21 protein-coding genes and 2 pseudogenes are annotated in these 21896 nt (G+C 61.0%); 9 read left to right on the top strand and 14 right to left on the bottom strand.

Features of this window, described 5'->3' with window-relative positions; genetic code table 11:
• Positions 1 to 5: 5 nt before the first annotated feature.
• From glcF to glcD, 3 genes are read right to left on the bottom strand one after another with little or no spacing between them, the layout of a single operon-like run.
• On the bottom strand, positions 6 to 1223 hold the full coding sequence (glcF, locus tag PspS34_RS16620) for a glycolate oxidase subunit GlcF (protein WP_154908612.1): 1218 nt from the start codon (positions 1221 to 1223) through the stop codon (positions 6 to 8).
• Positions 1224 to 1226: 3 nt separating this feature from the next.
• The gene (gene glcE / locus PspS34_RS16615) at positions 1227 to 2291 is read right to left on the bottom strand and encodes a glycolate oxidase subunit GlcE (RefSeq protein ID WP_150814590.1); all 1065 of its coding nucleotides are present in this window, start codon (positions 2289 to 2291) and stop codon (positions 1227 to 1229) included.
• The gene (glcD, locus tag PspS34_RS16610; RefSeq protein ID WP_154908610.1) at positions 2291 to 3790 is read right to left on the bottom strand and encodes a glycolate oxidase subunit GlcD; all 1500 of its coding nucleotides are present in this window, start codon (positions 3788 to 3790) and stop codon (positions 2291 to 2293) included. Before glcD ends, glcE begins: the two co-directional genes overlap by 1 nt.
• Positions 3791 to 3890: 100 nt before the next feature.
• On the opposite strand from glcD, the pseudogene PspS34_RS28640 reads away from it, so the two are divergent.
• Positions 3891 to 4007, top strand: a pseudogene (locus tag PspS34_RS28640) (metal ABC transporter ATP-binding protein); the annotation flags it as partial.
• A 54-nt stretch (positions 4008 to 4061) separates the two neighbouring features.
• Here PspS34_RS28640 and PspS34_RS16605 read toward each other — a convergent pair.
• Complete coding sequence (locus PspS34_RS16605) at positions 4062 to 5825, bottom strand: L-lactate permease (protein ID WP_150814589.1); 1764 nt, start codon at positions 5823 to 5825, stop codon at positions 4062 to 4064.
• 179 nt (positions 5826 to 6004) lie between these two features.
• Here PspS34_RS16605 and PspS34_RS16600 point away from each other — a divergent pair, with 179 nt between their 5' ends.
• Positions 6005 to 6241, top strand: a complete 237-nt coding sequence (locus PspS34_RS16600; protein ID WP_090456183.1) for a hypothetical protein — start codon at positions 6005 to 6007, stop codon at positions 6239 to 6241.
• Positions 6242 to 6279: 38 nt separating this feature from the next.
• Here the strand turns inward: PspS34_RS16600 and PspS34_RS16595 are convergent, their stop codons facing one another.
• Positions 6280 to 6540, bottom strand: coding sequence for a hypothetical protein (locus PspS34_RS16595; protein ID WP_150814588.1), 261 nt, complete (start codon positions 6538 to 6540; stop codon positions 6280 to 6282).
• Positions 6541 to 6923: 383 nt separating this feature from the next.
• Here PspS34_RS16595 and PspS34_RS16590 point away from each other — a divergent pair, with 383 nt between their 5' ends.
• Positions 6924 to 7988 carry a hypothetical protein gene (locus tag PspS34_RS16590; protein ID WP_154947727.1) on the top strand — a complete coding sequence of 355 codons (1065 nt, stop codon included), beginning with the start codon at positions 6924 to 6926 and terminating at the stop codon, positions 7986 to 7988.
• Between the two features lie 17 nt (positions 7989 to 8005).
• On the top strand, positions 8006 to 8359 hold the full coding sequence (locus tag PspS34_RS16585) for a DUF1428 domain-containing protein (RefSeq protein WP_102671872.1): 354 nt from the start codon (positions 8006 to 8008) through the stop codon (positions 8357 to 8359).
• Between the two features lie 14 nt (positions 8360 to 8373).
• Here the strand turns inward: PspS34_RS16585 and PspS34_RS16580 are convergent, their stop codons facing one another.
• Entirely contained in the window at positions 8374 to 8568 is a 195-nt protein-coding gene (locus PspS34_RS16580) for a hypothetical protein (RefSeq protein WP_150814393.1), read from the bottom strand.
• Positions 8569 to 8690: 122 nt separating this feature from the next.
• Here PspS34_RS16580 and thpR point away from each other — a divergent pair, with 122 nt between their 5' ends.
• The gene (thpR, locus tag PspS34_RS16575; RefSeq protein ID WP_150814394.1) at positions 8691 to 9233 is read left to right on the top strand and encodes an RNA 2',3'-cyclic phosphodiesterase; all 543 of its coding nucleotides are present in this window, start codon (positions 8691 to 8693) and stop codon (positions 9231 to 9233) included.
• 238 nt (positions 9234 to 9471) lie between these two features.
• On the opposite strand, the gene PspS34_RS16570 is transcribed toward thpR, so the two are convergent.
• The 6 genes and pseudogenes from PspS34_RS16570 to PspS34_RS16550 form a co-directional block, all read right to left on the bottom strand.
• Positions 9472 to 10569 (bottom strand): polyamine ABC transporter substrate-binding protein, encoded by a 1098-nt coding sequence (locus PspS34_RS16570; protein WP_159390189.1) that lies wholly within the window; start codon positions 10567 to 10569, stop codon positions 9472 to 9474.
• 204 nt (positions 10570 to 10773) lie between these two features.
• Positions 10774 to 11658, bottom strand: a complete 885-nt coding sequence (locus PspS34_RS16565; RefSeq protein WP_154908602.1) for an ABC transporter permease subunit — start codon at positions 11656 to 11658, stop codon at positions 10774 to 10776.
• Positions 11655 to 12569 (bottom strand): ABC transporter permease subunit, encoded by a 915-nt coding sequence (locus PspS34_RS16560; RefSeq protein ID WP_090456173.1) that lies wholly within the window; start codon positions 12567 to 12569, stop codon positions 11655 to 11657. Before PspS34_RS16560 ends, PspS34_RS16565 begins: the two co-directional genes overlap by 4 nt.
• Positions 12566 to 13708 carry a polyamine ABC transporter ATP-binding protein gene (gene potA / locus PspS34_RS16555; RefSeq protein ID WP_102672777.1) on the bottom strand — a complete coding sequence of 381 codons (1143 nt, stop codon included), beginning with the start codon at positions 13706 to 13708 and terminating at the stop codon, positions 12566 to 12568. Before potA ends, PspS34_RS16560 begins: the two co-directional genes overlap by 4 nt.
• Before the next feature lie 87 nt (positions 13709 to 13795).
• A pseudogene (locus PspS34_RS28630) lies at positions 13796 to 13927 on the bottom strand (metal ABC transporter ATP-binding protein); the annotation flags it as partial.
• A 151-nt stretch (positions 13928 to 14078) separates the two neighbouring features.
• Positions 14079 to 14840: a gamma-glutamyl-gamma-aminobutyrate hydrolase family protein gene (locus PspS34_RS16550; RefSeq protein ID WP_159390188.1), complete on the bottom strand. Its 762-nt coding sequence runs from the start codon at positions 14838 to 14840 to the stop codon at positions 14079 to 14081.
• A gap of 284 nt (positions 14841 to 15124) precedes the next feature.
• Between PspS34_RS16550 and PspS34_RS16545 the strand changes: the two genes are divergently transcribed.
• The 4 genes from PspS34_RS16545 (at position 15125) to PspS34_RS16530 (ending at position 20488) form a co-directional block, all read left to right on the top strand.
• Entirely contained in the window at positions 15125 to 16501 is a 1377-nt protein-coding gene (locus PspS34_RS16545) for a glutamine synthetase family protein (protein ID WP_090456168.1), read from the top strand.
• A gap of 188 nt (positions 16502 to 16689) precedes the next feature.
• Positions 16690 to 18180: an aldehyde dehydrogenase gene (locus PspS34_RS16540; RefSeq protein WP_159390187.1), complete on the top strand. Its 1491-nt coding sequence runs from the start codon at positions 16690 to 16692 to the stop codon at positions 18178 to 18180.
• Between the two features lie 51 nt (positions 18181 to 18231).
• Entirely contained in the window at positions 18232 to 19515 is a 1284-nt protein-coding gene (locus PspS34_RS16535) for an FAD-binding oxidoreductase (RefSeq protein WP_159390186.1), read from the top strand.
• 424 nt (positions 19516 to 19939) lie between these two features.
• Positions 19940 to 20488 (top strand): cupin domain-containing protein, encoded by a 549-nt coding sequence (locus PspS34_RS16530; protein WP_007975263.1) that lies wholly within the window; start codon positions 19940 to 19942, stop codon positions 20486 to 20488.
• Positions 20489 to 20616: 128 nt separating this feature from the next.
• Here the strand turns inward: PspS34_RS16530 and PspS34_RS16525 are convergent, their stop codons facing one another.
• Positions 20617 to 21324: a CatB-related O-acetyltransferase gene (locus PspS34_RS16525; protein ID WP_159390417.1), complete on the bottom strand. Its 708-nt coding sequence runs from the start codon at positions 21322 to 21324 to the stop codon at positions 20617 to 20619.
• Positions 21325 to 21535: 211 nt separating this feature from the next.
• Entirely contained in the window at positions 21536 to 21829 is a 294-nt protein-coding gene (locus tag PspS34_RS16520; RefSeq protein ID WP_150814401.1) for a fructose-bisphosphate aldolase, read from the bottom strand.
• Between the last annotated feature and the right edge of the window lie 67 nt (positions 21830 to 21896).

The raw sequence follows: 21896 nt of genomic DNA, 5'->3' as shown, positions 1-21896 counted from the left end.
TTCGGTTAAGGCAAGTTGGCTTCGACCAGTTCGATCCAGTGCCGCACCGGGGTTCGCCCTGCGCCGTCGAGGTGCGACTGGCAGCCGATGTTGGCCGTGACAATGACCTCCGGATGGCCGCTTTCCAGGGCGTCGAGCTTGTTGTCGCGCAGTTGTCGCGACAGTTCGGGCTGGGTCAGCGAATAGGTGCCCGCCGAGCCGCAGCACAGGTGCCCGTCGGGGACAGACGTCAGGTTGAAACCGAGTCCGGTCAGCAGCGCTTCCACGGCACCGCCGAGTTTCTGCCCGTGCTGCAAGGTGCAGGGGCAATGGAAGGCCAGACGTTGCGAGGCGTGAATGCCGAGTTGCTCCAGCGGTTCGTCGCGCAACACTTCCACCAGATCCCGGGCCAGCGCACTGACCTTTTTTGCCTTGTCGGCATAGGCCGGATCGCTGGCGAGCAGGTGGCCGTAATCCTTGATGAAGGCGCCGCAACCGCTGGCGGTCTGCACAATCGCCTCGGCGCCTTTTTCCAGGCTCGGCCACCACGCGTCGATGTTGCGACGGGCACGATCGAGGCCGATGGCCTGGGCGTCCAGGTGGTAGTCCACGGCGCCGCAGCAACCGGCTTCGCGGCTCGCGATGACGCTGATCCCCAACCGGTCCAGCACCCGCGCCGCCGCGGCATTGGTGTTGGGGGACAGGCTGGGCTGCACGCAACCTTCGAGCATCAGCACCTGACGCTCGCGCAGGGTCATGGGTCGCGGCTTGGCCGGGTAGACATTGCGCGGCAACTTGCTTTGCAGGTTGCCGGGCAGCAGCGCGCGGAACACCTGACCGCTATTGACCAGGCTCTTGAACAGCTCTGGATGCGGCACAGTCTGCCGCAAACCCTCGCGCAACAGGCGCTGACCGAGCGGGCGTGGCACCGCCGCATCGACCACAGCCCGCCCGATGTCCAGCAGGTTGTGGTAGTCGACGCCCGACGGACAGGTGGTTTCGCAGTTGCGGCACGATAGGCAGCGGTCCAGGTGCTGCTGGGTCTTTTGCGTGACGTCGTTGCCTTCCAGCACCTGCTTGATCAGGTAAATGCGACCCCGTGGTCCGTCCAGTTCATCGCCGAGCAATTGATAGGTCGGGCAGGTGGCATTGCAGAACCCGCAGTGCACGCAGGTGCGCAGGATGCTTTCGGCTTCTGCGGCGCGTGGCAATTGGCTGGCGCGTTCACTCAAGGTCGTCTGCATGGTTCAAAGCTCCGCGTACAGGCGTCCGGGGTTGAAGATACCCCGTGGATCGAGCTGTTGTTTCAGGTTGCGGTGATAGCGCATCAGGGCCGGGGGCAGAGGCTGGAATGGAGTGTCGGTCAGGCCGTGGCTGAAGCAGGTGGCATGGCCACCGACCTCGTCGACGACCTGACGGATGTACGCCGCTTCGGCATCGGATTTCAGCCAGCGCTGGGCGCCCCCCCAGTCGATCAACTGGCGCCCCGGCAACGACAGAAGCGGCGTGTTGTGTGGCAGTGACAGGCGCCAAAGCGGTTGGTCTTCATCGAAGAAACTCAAGCGCTGTTCGTTGAGATCGTCCCACCAGCAAGACTCCAGCCGTTCGCCTCCGAGGCGCTCATGGGCCGCCGATACCGAACCTTCACCGCCCTCAAGCCGCAGGTGCAGGCGTGAACCGTCGTGACAAGCCGCGCTGATCGGCAACGGCTGCTGGCCCCATTCCGCCAGGCGCAACAAGGCCCGTTCGGCGTCCATTTCCAGGCTGATACTGAGGCACTGCCGGGGTTTGGGCAGCACTTTGAGGGACACTTCGGTAATCAGCCCGAGGCTGCCGTAACTGCCGGCCATCAGGCGCGACAGGTCGTAGCCGGCGACGTTTTTCATCACCTCGCCACCGAAGCGCAACAGCTTGCCTTGCCCTGTGATGACCCGCGTGCCGAGCACGAAATCGCGCACCGAACCGGACCACGGGCGCCGTGGCCCGGACAGCCCGCAGGCGATCATGCCGCCGACGGTAGCGCCGTCGCCGAAGGATGGTGGCTCGCAGGGCAGCATCTGTTGCGCGGCGTCCAGTACCTGCGTCAGTTGCGACAACGGTGTGCCGCAACGGGCGGTGATCACCAGTTCAGTCGGGTCGTAACTGACGATACCCCGGTGCGAGCGGGTGTCGAGAATCTCCCCGGCCGTGGTGCGGCCGAGAAAGGCTTTGCTGTTGGAACCCTGGATGCGCAAGGGCGTGGCGTTTTCCAGCGCCTGATTGACCTGTTCCAGCAGTGACTGGCTGTCATCGAAATCTTCAGGGCCGTGCATCAGAAGCGCTCCAGCTCGGGGAAGGGCAATTGACCGCCATGTATGTGCATGGCACCGAATTCGGCGCAGCGGTGCAGGGTCGGAATGTTCTTGCCGGGGTTGAGCAGGCCGCTGGGGTCGAAGGCGGCCTTGATGGCATGGAACAGGGTCAGCTCATCGCTGTTGAACTGCGCGCACATCTGGTTGATCTTCTCGCGGCCCACGCCGTGTTCACCGGTGATGCTGCCGCCGACTTTCACGCACAACTCCAGAATCTTGCCACCCAGGGCTTCAGCTCGATCAAGTTCACCGGGTTGATTGGCATCGAACAGGATCAGCGGGTGCATGTTGCCGTCGCCGGCATGGAACACGTTGGCCACCCGCAGGCCGTATTCGTTCGAAAGCTCGGCGATGGCGTGCAGTACGCCGGGCAGTTCGCGACGGGGAATGGTGCCGTCCATGCAGTAGTAGTCCGGCGAGAGGCGACCCACCGCCGGGAAGGCATTCTTGCGCCCGGCCCAGAACAGCACGCGCTCGGCTTCGTCCTTGGCCTGGCGTAACTCGGTGGCGCCGGCCTGTTGCAGTACCTGGCGCACCCGGTCGCAGTCCTCTGAGACATCGGCTTCGACACCATCGAGCTCGCACAGCAGAATGGCCTGGGCATCCACCGGATAACCGGCGTGGATGAAGTCCTCGGCGGCGCGGATGGCCAGGTTGTCCATCATTTCCAGGCCACCGGGGATGATGCCGGCGGCAATGATGTCGCCGACGGCGCGCCCGGCTTTTTCCACGGAATCGAACGCCGCCAGCAGCACTTTGGCGGTCTGCGGTTTGGGCAGCAGCTTGACCGTGACCTCGGTGATCACCCCGAGCAGGCCTTCGGATCCGGTGAACAGCGCCAGCAGGTCGAAACCGGGGGCGTCGAGGGCGTTGGAGCCCAGGCTCAGGTGCTCGCCATCGACGGTGAGGATGTCGACCTTGAGCACGTTGTGCACGGTCAGGCCGTACTTCAGGCAGTGCACGCCACCGGCATTTTCCGCGACGTTGCCTCCGATGGAACAGGCGATTTGCGAGGAAGGATCCGGCGCGTAATACAGGCCGAAGGGTGCCGCTGCCTGGGAAATCGCCAGATTGCGTACGCCGGGCTGAACCCGAGCGGTACGGGCGGCTGGATCGATGTGCAGGATGTTGTTGAAGCGCGCCATCACCAGCAGCACGCCTTTCTCCAGGGGCAGCGCGCCGCCGGACAACCCGGTGCCCGCGCCACGGGCCACGACGGGGACGCGCAGTTCATGGCAGACCCGCAGCACCCCCTGGACTTCGTCGATGGAGCGGGGCAGCACCACCAGCATCGGCGTGGTGCGATAGGCCGACAGCCCGTCGCATTCGTAGGGCTTGGTTTCCTCGCGCTGATGCAGGATCTCAAGAGCTGGCAAGCGGGTTTGCAGTGCGTGCAACAGCGCCTGTTTGTCGACGTCGGGCAAGGCGCCGTCAACGCGTTCATCGTAGAGAATGTTCATCGGCGCTCGACACTCGTTTTGTTGATGCGTGAGGTCTGTTTTCGCGGTCCACTGTCTTAATCATTGGCCCGTCAGGCTCAGCTGTCCATGGGATCGTTGTCTGCTCGACGTACCACCATCCATAGATGTGGGAGCGAGCTTGCTCGCGATAGCGGCAGACCATTCGACATCTATGTTGAATGACACTCCGCCATCGCGAGCAAGCTCGCTCCCACAGGGATCAGGTTTCCCACTGGGATCAGGCTCAAGCAGAATTACGCTTGTATTCGACTCAATGCCCGCCCACCACCATATGGCTGAACGGCGCGACGTAGGCCTGCAGCGTCACCAGGCCACCGACCAGGATCGCCAGCACAATCGAGTGGAAGAATACGTAGCGCAGGATTTCCCCTTCATGGCCGTACCAGCGGGTGGCGGTGGAGGCGACCACGATCGACTGGGCGTCGACCATCTTGCCCATGACCCCCCCGGAACTGTTGGCGGCAGCCATCAACACCGGGCTGATGCCCAACTGCTCGGATGTCACCCGTTGCAGGCCACCGAACAGCACGTTTGACGCGGTGTCCGAACCTGTCAACGCCACGCCGAGCCAGCCGAGCAGGGTGCCGAACATCGGGTAGAAAATGCCCGTCGCGGCGAAAGCCAGGCCCATGGTCGCATCCAGGCCCGAGTAGCGCGTGAGGAAGCCCAGCGCGAGCATCGCCGCAATGGTGATCAGCGAATAACGCACCACCCACAAAGTGCGCAGGTACTGGTGAATCAGTTGCGGGATCGAGTACCCCATCAGCAAACCGCCGACAATCGCCGCCAGCAGAATGCCGCTGCCGGTGGCGGTGAACCAGGTGAACTTGTACACCGCTTCTTCGGTTTTCGGCGCGGCCACCACGGGCGGGACTTTCTCGACCTGCAAGTGCAGGGTGGTGAAGGTCACGACCGGCGCAAACAGCGGGTTCGCCTCGCGCATCGGCTTGCCCTGAGGATCGAGCTTGGCGGCACTGGTTTGCGGGTCGATGGCGGGGCGGGTGTCGAAGGTGTTCTTGAAGCCCTGGGTGCCCCAGATGAACACGAAGACCGTGAGGATGAGCCACGGCATCCACGCCCGCATCACTGCCGGTTTTGCTTCATTGGCAAAGGTTGCAGTGGGTACAGGCTTTTCGTCGTGCTCGGCGTCGATCTTCGAGTTGTCGACCCGGCCGGACAGGGCGGCGGAGGTATGCACGGTGGCCGGTTTCCACACTTTGAGGAAACCGGTCAGGCAGGCCATGGAAATCAGTGCGGCGATCACGTCCACGAGCATCGGCCCGTGATAGTTGGACACCAGGAACTGCGGCACGGCAAAACTGACCCCGGCCACCAGGATCGCCGGCCAGATTTCCACCATCTTGCGCCAGCCGGCAAAGGCCCAGATCAACCAGAACGGCACCAGCACCGAGAAGAACGGCAACTGTCGGCCGACCATCATCGACAGCTCCATTTCATCCAGTCCGGTGACCTTGGCCAGGGTGATGATCGGTGTGCCGAGGGCGCCGAACGCCACGGGGGCGGTGTTGGCGATCAGTGCCAGCCCTGAAGCGGCGAGCGGCGAAAACCCCAGCCCGATCAGAATCGCCCCGGTCACCGCCACCGGCGTACCGAAACCGGCCGCGCCCTCGAAAAACGCCCCGAAGCAGAAGGCGATCAGCAGCAATTGCAGGCGCCGGTCATCGGTGATGCGCGCCAGGGAGTCTTGCAGCACCTTGAACGAACCGTTCTCGGTGGTCAGGCGATGCAGGAAGATGATGTTCAACACGATCCAGCCAATCGGCAGCAGGCCGTTGGCCGCACCGAACAGCGCCGCGGAACCGGCCATGTTCGCCGGCATGCCGAAGGCGAAGATCGAGATCAGCAAGGCCGAGGCCAGGGCGAGCAACGCCGCCAGGTGCGCCTTGATATGAAAAAACGCGAGGGACGCCAGCATCACCACCACCGGCACAGCCGCCATGAGCGTTGAAAGCACCGGGTTACCGAACGGATCGTAGACTTGCTGCCAGACCATGTTCCACCTCTGCTTTTTATTGTTGGACGTGCAGATCCCCAGGGGGGAGGTGGCCTTGAGTATAGGTGGCATTGCGCCGCTGTCAGGGCCGGCCTCCGGTCCTGCCAATCGGCGCATTCCGGAGGGCTGAGCTAGCATGGCCAGTAGGGTTTGAATTCAGTCAGGGGAGCAATGCAGTCATGACCGAGCGCCATATGGAGCACAAGGAAACGCTATCGAACGGATGCAACATCAAAGTCAAGGCAGAGATATTGAAGGACGGTTCGTTGGGTATGTTCATCGGTGTCTATCGGCCGGACGGCTCGGCCATCGATGAGAACCACGACCCGCGGCCGCACATGCTGGACATGGAAGCGGCGATGGATTGGGGGATTGATATTGCCAAGGGGATCGGCAATAGCCAGCGAACGTTGTGAGCGGTTGCCGTCCGTGCCCGGGCGACCGGCGGTCGCTGTCAGAACCCGAACGAACGGGCCGAGCTTTTTGCCAGTTCGACATCCAGCAGATGCTCGACCAGCACATCATTCAAAAAACGGAACTGATCATTGAGCCCGACCACTTCGTTGCTGAAGTGATGATCGGCTGCCGGGATCAGCAACGCCTCGAACTTCTCGTCGAACAGAAGAGTCAACTCTTTACGTGACTCGAATTCCTGCGCGTAGAAATTGTTGCCGAACACCGGAAAACGTACGGCGAGGGTGACAGTGTGAATCATGATGTTTGTTCCTCGCTCAGGACGTACCAGGCAAACACACTCAATGTGAACGCCGTCAGGGCCAGGCAGGTCAGCAGATGGATCAGCATGAGGTTCCCCTCCGATTCGGGGTTTCGTGTTGGCTTGGAATTGATCCTACGCTGACGGCGTTCAAGCGGAAGGCAATCGCGGCGATGGTGAATATCGACGCCAGTGATGGTGGTTTTTGTGTTGTTGATGCGGACCCCTTCGCGAGCAAGCCCGCTCCCACAGGTTCACCGCCAACCAAGGTGGGAGCGGGCTTGCTCGCGAAGGCGGCCTCAAGGGCACAGCCACCTATACTTAAACCGATGGTTTCGAGTATCGGGCATTTCGTCCGGTGCACACTGCGGGAAGTCGCAATCTTGAGCCTGCGTTCGCTGATCGTCGCCGTGCTGGTGGTGTTGGCGGGGTGCGCCACACCGCCGCGTGCGCCGGTGGAAGTGGCGCCAGTCATCGTTCCCGCCAGCACCTGGCAGCAAGTGGACCGGGAGATCGTCGCTGCGTCGCAGTCAGCCACCGAGCAGACCAGAATCTATGCCCGCGGCGCCATGGAGTACTGGCGTACACGGGTCTATGAGTTGACCGAACAGAATTTCATTCCGTGGTTCAGCAGCTACTGGACCCAGGAATGGCTGTCGGTGAAGGTCAGCTGGTACACCCTCAGCGCCAGGGGTGAGCAGGACGCATCGGAAAAACGCCTGGCGGCGTACCTGCTCGAAGCCTATCAGGAGAAGGTCCTGGCCCCGGCGGCATTGGAAGTCGATCCCGATGCGATTCTCGGTCTGGCAGCGGCGTTCTACGTCGACATCCTCAAGGAAGAGCTGCAGAAAATCTCCACCCGCCACGGCGTGCCGATGGCCCAGCTCAACGGGCGCATCCAGAAAATCCCGGCCATCGCCCTCGGGCCGCCGCCGGCGCGGGACGCTTCGTTGTACCAGATCGTGCACACCGAATCGCTGAACACCTTGCCGGCCTTCGCCGCGCTGGTCGACAAAATCCACAAGGCCGGTGGCGACAAGGGGGTGGGCTCGACCGACACCGCGATGGCGCCGGTGGCCAGGCGCGCCAGCCGGCGGATGGAAGCCGAGATGGCCCCGCGCGGGGCCGCCAGCGCCGTGGCCGCGGCAGCCGGGAGACTCGCCGGTGGCTTGATCACGATAGGGGTGGCGGGCATTCGCGCACTGATTCAGGCCAATGACCGGCCCGACAGCGAGGCGCTGATCCGCAGCAGCCTGGGCAATACCTTCGACAAGGCCTGGCTCAAACTGGTGCAGAACCCGACCACCGGCGTCATGGCTGGCACGCTTTACATGGCGGGGCAGATCGAAGGCAGCCTGGCGGTGAGTACTGAACCACCGGTCGGTTTGAGTACCGGCGCTGTCGATTGGACGCCAGCGCAATCGACTACCCAGCAGAACACCCCATGACCCAAGGAGAGATACTCATGTCATATGTCGATGGTTTTATTGCTGCCGTACCTACCGCCAACCGTGAGCAATACATCAAACACGCCGAAATCGCCGCCTCGATTTTCAAGGAAAACGGTGCCTTGAGCGTGGTCGAATGCTGGGGCGAGGATGTCCCGGAAGGCAAGGTCACCTCGTTTCCAATGTCGGTGAAGCTCAAGGAAGGCGAAACCGTTGCCTTTGGCTGGATCGTCTGGCCGGACAAGGCCAGGCGCAATGCCGGAATGGACAAGATGATGCAGGACCCGCGCATGAAACCGGACGTCAATCCGATGCCCTTCGATGGCCAGCGCATGGTGTACGGCGGGTTCGAATTGCTCTTCCAGGCCTGACGCCGCACGCGGGATCACTCCGGCGTCGGGGTGATCCTGCAACTCTTTCGATGGCGGATCTCGTCGTCCGTCGGCCGCTCGCGGATGAACTCGAAGCGCGGCTCGCCTTCGCTGTAGTGCACCAGCCAGCCCCATTCCAGCTTGAGTTCATCCTGGCCGGGCTCGGGCGGTCTGGCCCACCATGGTTCCTTGCTGATGATCTGTCGCATGGCCCCCTCCGGTTTTTCGGGATGCTAAAACTATAACGCGCTTGCCCCACGATGCCAGAAATGCGCTGGTCGGTACGCGAGTGTTGGGTACACTCAGGCAGTCTTCCCACGAGGTGTCCGGCATGAACGACGAATCCCGCGAGCCGTTCAAGCGTCTGTTCTTTGCGCTGAACTGCGCCCCGGCCCAGCGCCGGGAGATAGCGCAGTGGCGCAGTGCGCTGCAACTGCGCAACGGACGGCCGGTGCCGGCGGAAAACTTTCACCTGACGCTGAAGTTTTTGGGGGCGGTGGGCGCGGCGCAGATTGCCGATATCTGTACCGCTGCGGCGGCGATCCGTACACCGGGCGAGCGTTTGACGGTGGTGCTGGATCGGCTGGACGTGTGGCGCAGGGCAGGGGCGCTGGTGCTCGCACCGGAGCAGGCGCCCCCGGCATTGTTACGCCTGGTGTACGCCCTGGAACAGGCGATGTTGCCGTTCGGGCTGGAGGAAGCGCCAAGGGAATACCGTCCGCATCTGACCCTGGCACGGCAGTATCGGGCACCGGTGCCGGAGTCCGCAACGGCGCCGGAATTCCTCCTGCGTGCCGACCGGTTCACCCTGTTCGAATCCCACAAGGGCCGCTATCGGGCGCTGGCCGAATGGCCTTTGATCGATCCCCAATAAAAAAGGCGCCCGAGGGCGCCAAAATTCACCTGAACCGAGGGAGCCAGGTGAGGCCGTTCTACTTGCAGGAGAGGCAGCGGTGGTAAGGCGCTGCGTGAACGGAAAATGTTGAACCCCTCCGATCAACTGTGGGAGCGGGCTTGCTCGCGAAGAGGCCGGCACATTCAAGAGAGATGTCGACTGACCTGACGCCTTCGCGAGCAAGCCCGCTCCCACATTAGGTAGGTGGGGTTCTGGATTACTGGCCCAACTTCACCTTGGTCCAGCCACGGGTCATGATCCGCTGGACGGCAATCGGCTGGTCCGGCACGGCATAGAGCGTGGCCATCACCGCTTCCGGCGGGTAGGAGCCCGGATCGTTGCGGATCGCTTCATCGACCAGTGGCGTGGCCGCAGCGTTCGCGTTGCTGTAGCCGATGTTGTTGGTGATGTCGGCAATCACGTCGGGGCGCATCAGGAAGTTCATGAACAGGTACGCGTTCTCGACGTTGGCGGCATCGCGCGGGATGGCGAGCATGTCGTAGAAACTGGCGGCGCCTTCTTTCGGGATGCTGTAGTCGATCTTCACCTTGTCCCCGGCTTCCTGGGCGCGGGCCTTGGCCTGCAGCACGTCGCCGGAGTAACCGACGGCCACGCAGATGTTGCCGTTGGCCAGGTCCGAGATGTATTTCGACGAATGGAAGTACGCCACGTTCGGGCGAATCTTCATGAACAGCGCCTCGGCTTCGGCGATGTGCTGTTTGTCCTGATCGTTCACCGGGTAGCCCAGGTAGTGCAGGGCGGTCGGGATCATTTCAGTCGGCGAATCGAGGAAACTGATGCCGCAGGCTTTTAGCTTCTCGGCGTTTTCCGGTTTGAACAGCAGGTCCCAGGAGTTGGTCGGGGCGTTGGCGCCGAGCACTTCCTTGACCTTCTGCGGGTTGAAGCCGATGCCGATCGAGCCCCACATGTACGGGATGGCGTGGGCGTTGTCGGGATCGCTCGCGGAGGCGTTTTTCAGCAGCACCGGGTTGAGGTTTTTCCAGTTCGACAGCTTCGACTTGTCCAGTTCCTGATAGACACCGGCCTTGACCTGCTTGGCCAGGAAGCTGTTGGACGGCACGACGATGTCGTAGCCGGATTTGCCCGCCAGCAGGCGTGCCTCAAGGGTTTCGTTGCTGTCGAAGACATCGTAGGTCACCTGGATGCCAGTCTCTTCCTCGAACTTCTTGACGGTATCCGGGCCTATGTAATCCGACCAGTTATAGACGCGCAGAACCTTGTCATTGGCCTGGGCGCCGGTGGCGATTGCGCCCAATAAGGACAGTGTCAGCAGAGTCCTGCCAAACATTTTCATCGGTACAACTCCATTTTTTTATTCAAAAACACAAAACAGTGAACACAACACCTGTGGCGAGGGGGCTTGCCCCCGTTGGGTCGCGCAGCGGCCCCAAAACCGGATTCCGCGGTGTTTCAGTTACACCGAACGCACTGGTTTTACGGTTGCTGCGCAGCCGAACGGGGGCAAGCCCCCTCGCCACAAAGAGCAAACCACAGCGTCTTAGGCGGTGGCTTCTAGCATTTTCTTTTCAGGTTGCTGCCAGGATTCGCTGGCGGTCTGGTCCATGGCTTCCTGGATCGCGCGCTTGCGGCTTTCTTCGGCACGGCGGCTGAAGTACCAGACCATGAAGGTCACGATCGACACTGCCAACAGGATCAGGCTGGCCACGGCGTTGATCTCGGGCTTGACGCCCAGACGCACCGCCGAGAACACCTCCATCGGCAGGGTCGTGGAACCCGGGCCGGACACGAAACTCGCCAGCACCAGGTCATCCAGCGACAGGGCGAACGACATCATGCCGCCGGCCGCCAGTGACGGCGCGATCATCGGAATGGTGATCAGGAAAAACACCTTGAACGGCTTCGCACCCAGGTCCATGGCCGCTTCTTCGATGGACAGGTCCAGTTCGCGAAGGCGGGCGGAGACTACCACCGCCACATAGGCGGCACAAAACGTGGTGTGGGCGATCCAGATCGTGACGATGCCACGCTCCATCGGCCAGCCGATCAACTGCGCCATGGCCACGAACAGCAGCAACAGCGACAGGCCGGTGATCACTTCAGGCATCACCAGCGGCGCGGTGACCAGGCCACCGAACAGCGTGCGGCCCTTGAAGCGTGTGACGCGGGTCAGGACGAACGCGGCCAGCGTCCCTAGTGCGACTGCCGCAATCGCGGTGTAGCAGGCGATTTCCAGCGAGCGCAGCACCGAACCCATCAACTGGCTGTTGTCGAGCAAACCGGCGTACCACTTGATCGACCAGCCACCCCACACCGTCACCAGCTTTGAGGCGTTGAACGAGTAGATCACCAGAATCAGCATCGGCAGGTAGATAAACGACAGGCCGAAAATCAGCATGAACTTTGAAAATCCGAAGCGTTTCATCCCCGTGCCTCCATCTCTTTGGCCTGGCTGCGGTTGAACAGCAGAATCGGCACAATCAGGATCAACAGCATTACCACCGCCAGGGCGGACGCCACTGGCCAGTCGCGGTTGTTGAAGAACTCTTGCCACAACACACGGCCGATCATCAGGGTTTCCGGGCCGCCCAGCAGTTCCGGAATCACGAACTCACCGACCACCGGAATGAACACCAGCATGCAACCGGCGATGATGCCGTTCTTGGCCAAAGGCACGGTGATTTTCCAGAAGCTGTTGAAGGTGCTCGAACCCAGGTCCGATGCGGCCTCCAGCAGGCTCTGGTCATGTTTGACCAGGTTGGCGTACAGCGGCAGCACCATGAACGGCAGGTATGCATACACCACGCCGATGTAGACGGCGGTGTTGGTGTTGAGGATCTCGATCGGGTGCGACGTCAGCCCGGTCCACATCAGGAACCCGTTGAGCAGGCCGTTGTTGCTGAGGATGCCCATCCACGCATAAACGCGGATCAGGATCGCGGTCCAGGTCGGCATCATGATCAGCAGCATCAGCACGTTCTGCGCTTCCTTGCTGGCCTTGGTGATGGCGTAGGCCATCGGGAAACCGATCACCAGGCACATCACGGTGCTGAAAAACGCCACCTTCAACGAGCCCAGGTAGGCAGACAGGTACAGCTCATCCTCGCCCAGCAGGGTGTAGTTGCCGATGTTGAGCAACAGCTGGAATTTCTGCTCGGCGAAGGTGTAGATCTCCGAGTAGGGCGGAATGGCCAGGGCTGCTTCCGAGAAGCTGATCTTCATCACCAGGAAGAATGGCAACATGAAGAACAGGAACAGCCAGATGAACGGAATCCCGATGACGAACTTGCGCCCGCTGGGGACCCACCTCAGGAATTGCTGATTGAAGGTTTTCATGCGCGCAGTACCACGCCGCTGTCGTCTTCCCACCACACGTAGACCTGATCGTCCCAGGTCGGACGCGCACCACGGCGTTCGGCGTTGGCCATGAACGACTGGACGATCTTGCCCCCAGGCAGTTCGACGTAGAACACCGAGTGCCCGCCCAGGTAGGCGATGTCATGCACTTTGCCAGCGGACCAGTTGTAGCGGTTATCCGGCTTGACGGTGCTGACCAGCAGTTTTTCCGGGCGGATCGCGTAGGTGATCGACTTGTCCTGCACCGAAGTGCTGACGCCGTGACCGACGTAGATCTTCTGCTCCAGGTCCGGACTGTGGATGATCGCGTGACCTTCCAGGTCCTCGACCACGGTGCCGTCGAAGGCGTTCACGTTGCCGATGAATTCGCAGACCATGCGGCTGACCGGTGCTTCATAAATGTCCACCGGGCTGCCGATCTGGGCGATCCAGCCCAGGTGCATGATCGCGATACGCTGGGCCATGGTCATGGCCTCTTCCTGGTCGTGGGTCACCATCACGCAGGTCACGCCCACGCGCTCGATGATCTCCACCAGTTCCAATTGCATCTGCGAACGCAGCTTTTTATCCAGTGCGCCCATCGGTTCGTCGAGCAGCAGCAGCTTCGGACGCTTGGCCAGGGAACGGGCCAGGGCCACGCGCTGACGCTGGCCGCCGGACAGTTGGTGCGGCTTGCGCTTGGCGTACTGGGTCATGTGCACCAGGCGTAGCATCTCCTGCACCCGGGCGTCGATTTCGGCCGCTGGCAAACGGTCCTGCTTGAGGCCGAAGGCGATGTTCTGCGCTACCGTCATGTGCGGGAACAGCGCGTAGGACTGGAACATCATGTTGATCGGTCGTTCGTACGGCGGCATGTCGGTGATGTCGACACCGTCGAGCAGAATCCGGCCTTCGGTCGGGCGCTCGAAACCGGCGAGCATGCGCAGCAGGGTCGATTTGCCGGAACCGGAACCACCGAGCAGGGCGAAGATTTCACCCTGGTGGATCTCCAGGGACACATCGTCCACAGCGATGGTTTCGTCGAACTTCTTGGTGACGCGATCGATTTTCACCAACACCTTTTTCGGTGCCTGGTGACCCTCAAGAGCCTTCCTGTAGATGCTGGAGGCGTTTGCCATGTGAAACTCCCAACAGGTTTCAGTCGCCCGGCCAACACGGCCCGGCTTAATAGTGGATTGCAAACCCTTATCAGATGATGTCTGTCAGTCCAACGCAGGACCCTGTGGGAGCGGGCTTGCTCGCGAAAGCGGTGTGTCAGGCGACAGCTGTGTTGATTGTGTCGCCGCCTTCGCGAGCAAGCCCGCTCCCACATGGGGTTGCATCAGGTTGACCGGCATTGCACTGCGGCCGGGTTTATTCGGCGCCGCCATCCTGGCTGCCTGGTCGTACTTGTTGTTATTGCAGTGTGTTGTTTTCGCGAGCGAGGCACGCACAAGCGCCTGCCCGCTCGCGTTGGGCAGTCAATCGTTGAATGTGGATATCAGGTCGTCAGCTCGAGTGACGCAATGCCGCCCGTTGCCGGCAGGCTTCGCCGAACGCCCGGAAAATACTCAAATAAGGAGGGTTGTTCAGCACTTGCCATTCCGGGTGCCATTGCACACCGAGGGCAAAGGCCTTGCTGTGCTCGACGGAGATCGCTTCGATCAGGCCATCAGGCGCGACGGCTTCGGCGCGCAGGCCGGGCGCGAGGCGGTCGATGCCCTGGCTGTGAATCGAGTTCACCTGGAACACCGCAGGCAGCTCCAGCGCTTCGAACACACCGCCGGGCTGCACATTCACCTCATGGGCGGGTGCGTATTGCACGGCCAGGTCCGGATGGTCGGCCTCGCGATGGTCGAGCAAGCCAGGCAGTTCATGGACCTTTTGATGCAGGCTGCCACCGAACGCCACGTTCATTTCCTGGAAACCACGGCAGATGCCGAGTACCGGCACGCCCGCTGCAATAGCGGCGCGGATCAGGGGAAGGGTGGTGGCATCCCGCGCCGGATCATGATCCGTGCCGGGGGCGCTGTCGGGGCCTTGATAGTGGAAGGGTTCCACGTTCGACGGCGAGCCGGTCAGCAACAGACCGTCGAGCTGCGGCAGCAGGTCATCGATTTCGGTCAGGTCGCCTAAGGAAGGAATAACGACAGGCAGCCCCAGCGCCGCAACGCTGACAGCACGCAAGTACTTGTCACCGCTGATGTGGTAGGGGTGCAGGCCAATCTGTTTGACGCACGCAGTAACGCCGATCAATGGCTTGAGTGCCATTTTTATCACCTCGAAGTTTCACACTTGAACGAGCTTTTCCGGAGCTTAGCCTTGTTGATTTTAATTAACAACTCTCATGTAAAAAATTCTAAACGCCGCACGTCCGATCTTCAGGGTTTACGCGTGTTTGAGGGCGTATCTGGCACTCTCGTCCCCCTGTGAGGCCCGAAAATAAACGTTGAAAGGCCAGGTGTTCGCTATTGACTTCACTTTGCCTTTCGGATTGACTGGGCTCGTGAAAGGGCGGTGAACATAATAATTAACAGTAAAAAAATAGGTGCATCATGTCGGTCCCTCTGCGTGCCGTTCAACTCAACGAAGCAAACGCATTCCTTAAGAAACATCCTGAGGTTTTGTACGTCGACCTTCTGATTGCGGATATGAACGGTGTGGTGCGCGGCAAGCGCATCGAGCGCACCAGTCTTCATAAGGTTTACGAGAAAGGCATCAACCTGCCGGCCTCTCTGTTTGCTCTGGACATCAATGGTTCCACGGTGGAAAGCACCGGCCTGGGTCTGGACATCGGCGATGCCGACCGGATCTGCTACCCGATCCCCGGCACCCTCAGCATCGAGCCATGGCAGAAGCGCCCGACCGCGCAACTGTTGATGACCATGCACGAAATCGAAGGCGAGCCATTCTTCGCCGACCCGCGTGAAGTGCTGGCCAATATCGTGCGCAAGTTCGACGACATGGGCCTGACCATCTGCGCCGCGTTCGAACTGGAGTTCTACCTGATCGACCAGGACAACGTGAACGGTCGTCCGCAATCGCCACGTTCGCCGGTGTCCGGCAAGCGTCCGATGTCGACCCAGGTGTACCTGATCGACGACCTCGACGAATACGTCGATTGCCTGCAAGACATCCTCGAAGGCGCGAAAGAGCAGGGCATCCCGGCTGACGCCATCGTCAAGGAAAGCGCCCCGGCGCAATTCGAAGTCAACCTGCATCACGTGGCTGACCCGATCAAGGCCTGCGACTACGCGGTCCTGCTCAAGCGTCTGGTGAAGAACATCGCCTACGACCACGAGATGGACACCACCTTCATGGCCAAGCCGTATCCGGGCCAGGCGGGTAACGGTCTGCACGTGCACATTTCGATTCTCGACAAAGAAGGCAACAACATCTTTGCCAGCGAGGATCCCGAGCAGAACGCCGCGCTGCGACACGCGATCGGCGGTGTGCTCGAGACCCTGCCGGCGCAGATGGCGTTCCTTTGCCCGAACGTCAACTCGTACCGTCGTTTCGGCGCACAGTTCTATGTACCGAACTCGCCGAGCTGGGGCATCGATAACCGCACCGTGGCCGTGCGTGTACCGACCGGCTCCAAGGACGCCGTGCGCATCGAGCATCGCGTGGCCGGTGCCGACGCCAACCCGTACCTGCTGATGGCATCGGTATTGGCCGGTGTTCACCACGGTCTGACCAACCAGATCGAACCGGGCGCCCCGGTGGAAGGCAACAGCTACGAGCAGAACGAGCAGAGCCTGCCGAACAACCTGCGCGACGCACTGCGCGAGCTGGACGACAGCGAAGTCATGGCGCGCTACATCGACCCGATGTACATCGACGTGTTCGTGGCGTGCAAGGAAAGCGAGCTGGCCGAGTTCGAGAACTCCATCTCGGACCTTGAGTACAACTGGTACTTGCATACCGTTTAAGACGGATCACACCGATCAACTGTGGGAGCGGGCTTGCTCGCGAAGAGGGCGGCACAGTCAACACTGATGTCGACTGACACATCGCCTTCGCGAGCAAGCCCGCTCCCACAGGGGATCGTATTTCCAAGGTCGTAATTGGTTGGCGTTCAATCCGGCGACCACCTATTCCCCTGCGTCGAGTCACAACCATGACAAACACTCGCAGCGATTGGGAGCAGCGCTTCCAGTCCCTAACCATCGAAGGTCGCGCATTCATTGACGGCCAATACTGCGCAGCCGCCAGCGGCGCGACGTTCGAATGCATCAGCCCCGTGGACGGTCGTTTCCTGGCGAACGTCGCCAGCACCGACGAAGCCGATGCCAATGCAGCGGTCGCCGTGGCGCGCCGCACTTTCGAATCCGGCGTGTGGGCCAACCTGGCCCCGGCCGAGCGCAAGCGCATCCTGATCCGTTTCGCCGACCTGATCCTGGCGAACCAGGAAGAACTGGCCCTGCTCGAAACCCTCGACATGGGCAAGCCGATCAGCGACTCCATGAGCATCGACATTCCGGCGACCGCCAACGCGATCCGCTGGACCGCCGAAGCCATCGACAAGATCTACGACGAAGTCGCCGCCACGCCCCAGGATCAACTGGGCCTGGTGACCCGCGAAGCGGCCGGCGTGGTCGCGGCCATCGTGCCGTGGAACTTCCCGTTGATCATGGCCAGCTGGAAATTCGCCCCGGCCCTGGCGATGGGCAACTCGTTCATCCTCAAGCCTTCGGAAAAGTCCCCGCTGACCGCGATCCGCATCGCCCAGTTGGCGCTGGATGCCGGCATCCCGAAAGGTGTGTTCAACGTCCTGCCGGGCTACGGCCACACCGTCGGCAAGGCACTGGCGTTGCACATGGACGTCGACGTGCTGGCCTTCACCGGCTCCACGGCGATTGCCAAGCAGCTGATGGTTTACGCCGGGCAGAGCAACATGAAACGCGTATGGGCCGAAGCCGGGGGCAAGAGCCCGAACGTGGTGTTCGCCGACGCGCCGGATCTGCGCGCGGCAGCACAGGCGGCGGCCAGTGGCATCGCCTTCAACCAGGGTGAAGTCTGCACTGCCGGTTCTCGCTTGCTGGTGGAACGTTCGATTCGCGAGCAGTTCATGCCATTGCTGGTCGAAGCCCTGCAGGCCTGGAAACCGGGCCACGCCCTCGACCCTGCGACCACCGTCGGCGCGGTCGTCGACCAGCGTCAACTGGACAACGTACTGCGCTACATCGGCATCGGCAAAGAGCAGGGTGCCGAACTGATCGCCGGCGGCAGCCGCACCCTCGAAGACACCGGTGGCCTGTACGTGGAACCGACGATTTTCGACGGCGTGACCAACGCCATGACCATCGCCCGGGAAGAAATCTTCGGCCCGGTGCTGTCGGTCATCACCTTCGACACCTTCGATGAAGCCCTGGCGATTGCCAACGACAGCATCTTCGGCCTGGCCGCCGGTGTATGGACCAGCAACCTGAGCAAGGCCCACACCTTCGCCCGTGGCCTGCGTGCCGGCAGCGTCTGGGTCAACCAGTACGACGGCGGCGACATGACCGCGCCGTTCGGCGGGTTCAAGCAGTCGGGTAACGGTCGGGACAAATCGCTGCACGCGTTCGACAAGTACACCGAACTCAAGGCGACCTGGATCAAGCTCTGATAACAATAAAGCGACGGTCGCCGGCTCTGTCGGCGGCCATCGGAGAACTGTATGAAACAAGCACATGTAAACAGCTACTACGCCGCCACCCGCAACTTCACCGGTGATTTCCCAGTGCTGGAAGGGGCGGTGGACTGCGACGTCTGCGTGATCGGCGCCGGCTACACCGGCCTGTCCTCGGCTCTGTTCCTCGCCGAAGCGGGCTACAGCGTGACCGTGCTCGAAGCGGCCAAAGTCGGCTTCGGCGCCAGCGGTCGCAACGGCGGCCAACTGGTCAACTCCTATAGCCGCGACGTCGATGTCATCGAAGAGCGCTACGGCGACAAGACTGCCGAAGTCCTCGGCAGCATGATCTTCGAAGGCGCCGACATCATCCGTCAGCGCATACAGCACTACGACATCCAGTGCGACTACCGCCCCGGCGGCATCTTCGCGGCGATGAACAAAAAGCAACTCAAGGGCCTGGCCGAACAGAAGAAGAGCTGGGAACGTTACGGCAACAAGAACCTGAAAATGCTCGACGCGGCCGACATCAAGCGCGAAATCGGTTCCGATGCCTATGTCGGCGGCCTGCTGGACATGCAGGGCGGCCACATTCACCCGCTGAACCTGGCCCTCGGCGAAGCCTCGGCCATCATCGGCCTGGGCGGCAAGATCTACGAGCAATCGGCGGCGGTGGAAATCACCTATGGCGAGCCCATCACCGTGCGCACCGCCAAAGGCGTGGTGAAGGCCAAGTACCTGCTGATCGCCGGTAACGCCTACCTGCCGCAGGGCCTGGACAACCGCGTGACCAGCAAGAGCATGCCGTGCGGTTCGCAGATCGTCGTCACCGAGCCGTTGTCTGAAAAGCAGGCCCGAAGCCTGATCACCAACAACTACTGCGTGGAAGACTGCAACTACCTGCTCGACTACTACCGCCTGACCGCCGACAACCGCCTGCTGTACGGCGGCGGCGTGGTCTACGGTGCGCGCGAGCCGGACGACATCGAACAACTGATCCGCCCGAAGATCCTCAAGACCTTCCCGCAATTGAAGGACGTGAAGATCGACTACCGCTGGACCGGCAATTTCCTGCTGACCATGTCGCGCATGCCGCAATTCGGCCGTATCGAGAAAAACGCCTACTACATGCAGGGCTACAGTGGCCACGGCGTCACCTGTTCGCACCTGGCCGGCAAACTGATCTCGGAAATGATCCGTGGCGACGCCGAGCGCTTCGATGCGTTTGCCTCGCTGCCGCACATGCCGATGATCGGCGGGCGTACCTTCTCGGCGCCGTTGACCGCCCTCGGCGCGGTGTACTACTCGCTGCGTGACCGTTTCGGCATCTAAGCTTTACCTCGCCGGCGGCATCTCCCCAAAGGGTGCCGCCGGCTTTTTAATACCAGAAACACCAAATCCCCTGTGGGAGCGGGCTTGCTCGCGAAGAGGCCATATCAGCCAAAACTGATGGCGCCTGACACACCGCTTTCGCGAGCAAGCCCGCTCCCACAGGTTGTACAACTTCGTGGCAAATGGCTATTTTTCCAGCCGTTTATCGAACCTGCTGAGCATTACCAACAAACGTGATTTAATAGCCGCCTTTCACGTTTCCGGGACCGGAAAACGGCGTGATCCGCGCCTGCACTCCACCCCTCCATTATCCCTGTAGGAGCGAGCCTGCTCGCGAAAGCGTTGGTTGAGTCGACATCAATGTTGAAGGTCAGATCGCAATCGCGAGCAAGCTCGCTCCTACGGGTTGGCACATAAGGCTGTCATGGACACGGGCTCACGACTCAAATTAGTACGCGAAAGCTACAAACTGTCCCAGCGCGAGCTGGCCCGGCGTAGCGGCGTCACCAATGCAACCATCTCCCTGATCGAACAGAATCGGGTCAGTCCTTCCGTCAGCTCCCTGAAGAAATTGCTGGAGGGCATCCCCATGTCCCTGGCCGACTTCTTCACCTTCGATCAGCCGCCGCGCGAACACCAGTACGTCTTCCGCGCCAACGAACAGCCCGACCTCGGCCGCCATGGCCTGCGCCTGCTGCTGATCGGCGCGTCCGTGCCAAGCCGGCAGATGCGCTTGCTGCGCGAGCAATACGCACCGGGCGCAAGCTCCGGCGAAGAGCCGATCGTGCATTCCGAAGGCGAGGAGTGTGGGTTGGTGACCCGGGGTACCGTGGAGTTGACCGTGGATGGCCAGGTGAGTGTGCTCAACGCCGGGGACGGCTATTACTTCCCGACGACCTTGCCGCACCGGTTTCGCAATATCGGGGCAGATGAGGCGGAAATCATCAGCGCCAACACACCGGCGAACTTCTGATAACCGCTTTGCGGGCAGGGATCATCAGGATCCAGCCGTTAAAACCCGCATCTGATGCGGGTTTTTTTATCATTTGAATCTGGTTTGGCCGGGCATCTTGAATGTGCAGTGTTGGTCATTTCCAATGTTCAAGACGAAATACTGCACCCTTTGCGGGTTATTTCGATCTGTTGGTAGTCGGCACGCGTTTCTTTCTGCAGGGTGGCCAACAGAGATAAAGTGGCTTGCGGATCATTGAGCGGTAATGTCTTGAGTACCTCGACATCAACATCCCACCACTTGCTGTTGATCAGCGCCTCAATCAACTCGGGTGTATGCCGATACTTGACAATTTTTGCCGGGGTGCCGGCAACAATGGCGTACGGTGGCACGTCATGGGCAACCAGGGCGCGGGTTGCGATGACAGCGCCGGTGCCTATAGTCACGCCTTCCAGGATCATCGCGCTATGGCCGATCCAGACGTCATGCCCAATCGTGATGTCCGCAACCTCCGGGTCGTAAACCAGCGCAGTGTCGGTATATTGAAAGGGATGTGAACTGAGCCAGCCCAACGGATGCGAGCTCTTTTGTTGGCCGATAAAACAGCTGCTGCCGATGGAGCAAAACCTGCCAATGGATGAGACCGCGGAAAGGACGCAGTCACTGCGGATATAGGTATGCGCACCGATCTCCAGCTTTTTTGACTCTATGACCACATGCCCAAGCGTCACGCCTTCTTCTAGGGTCACTGTCGATCTTTTGTGCAGCGACAATAAACCGCCCGCCACTTTGCATTTGTGTTTGCGGATCCATCTTTTCCAGTAACTATTTCGCAAATAACTAATTATTGTTTTCATGAACCGCTGTCTTGGATATCCGTTATCGGGCATGGCCCGGCCCCATGAGCCAACGGCGAGTCTAAATGAATCGGCCGGGGTAGATGAGCTTTTTAGACGTTACTCAAAAACGGTTTTTGCGCGTTTCAGTCTGCTGATGGCTGCTGTAGCCAACTGAACGGTGGCCATTGAAAACCCGCAGAAATGCGGGTTTTTTTTTGCTTGAACAATGTCACTGCTTCTTCGGCCCCTCAAACCCCCGCTGCTCGATCACCCCAAACACATCCCGCACATCCTGAAGCAGAATCCGCGAAATGTTGGTCACGGTGTTGATGTCGTTTTCGGCGTAGTCGGGGAGGCTGGTGCAGGCCATGAGGTTGAGGTATTGCAGGACGGCGTTGAGGCGTTCGGCGGCGCAGTTGTGGAGCTCGCGCAGCGGGGCGTCGCTGTCGATGAGGAGGACGGGGTAGCTGGTGGCGATTTGTTTCATGGGGGTGAAGCGGGGATGCGGACTGTTAGTCGTCATAAGTAAAACTTCCTCGTATCTGTAAGAAGAACTACTCCCGGTCGCTGCGATTCGAATGGGGTGGTAG

This window comes from Pseudomonas sp. S34, assembly GCF_009866745.1.
GTDB classification, from domain to species: domain Bacteria; phylum Pseudomonadota; class Gammaproteobacteria; order Pseudomonadales; family Pseudomonadaceae; genus Aquipseudomonas; species Aquipseudomonas jessenii.
This window is presented reverse-complemented; position numbering and strand designations above follow the sequence as displayed.